The organism is Paenibacillus forsythiae T98 (assembly GCF_000520735.1).
GTDB lineage: Bacteria > Bacillota > Bacilli > Paenibacillales > Paenibacillaceae > Paenibacillus_AQ > Paenibacillus_AQ forsythiae.
Genome location: NZ_ASSC01000299.1, coordinates 1 through 398, shown reverse-complemented (window position 1 = coordinate 398; position 398 = coordinate 1). Strand labels below are relative to the sequence as shown.

1 pseudogene is annotated in these 398 nt (G+C 59.3%); it reads right to left on the bottom strand.

The features are described 5' to 3' along the window. Nucleotides 1–346 (bottom strand): annotated as a pseudogene (locus L692_RS0109755) (GNAT family N-acetyltransferase); the annotation flags it as partial. Nucleotides 347–398: the final 52 nt, after the last annotated feature.

Sequence of the window (398 nt, the reverse complement as noted above, 5' to 3'; positions counted from 1 at the left end):
CAAGACCGGCGCCACGGAAGGGCATCGCCACCGCCAGCCTGTGGAGATAAGCGAAGGACTCGTTATTCCGCCTTCCCCAATACTGCGGATCTCCGGATTGCAGCGTGAACATCCCTGCGGCCGTGTCACCGTGCATGGCGATATAGACCTCGCGCTCCTTAAAGTAATTCCGTATTTCCTCTTCTTCAAACTGCTCCGGTCTCCACTGGGTAAGGCCGTTATCGCGCATCCACTGAGCCGCTTCCCGAAGCAGCCTTAGCACCTCTCCGGTCATCCCGGAATCGGCGCGGATCACGTTCAGGCTCCCAAGCGGAGTGTGGATCTCCCGACTAATTGGCAAACTCACGCCTTCCCCTCCTCCCGGTCATATTGTTCCTCCGGTTCCCGGCAGGCTCTCC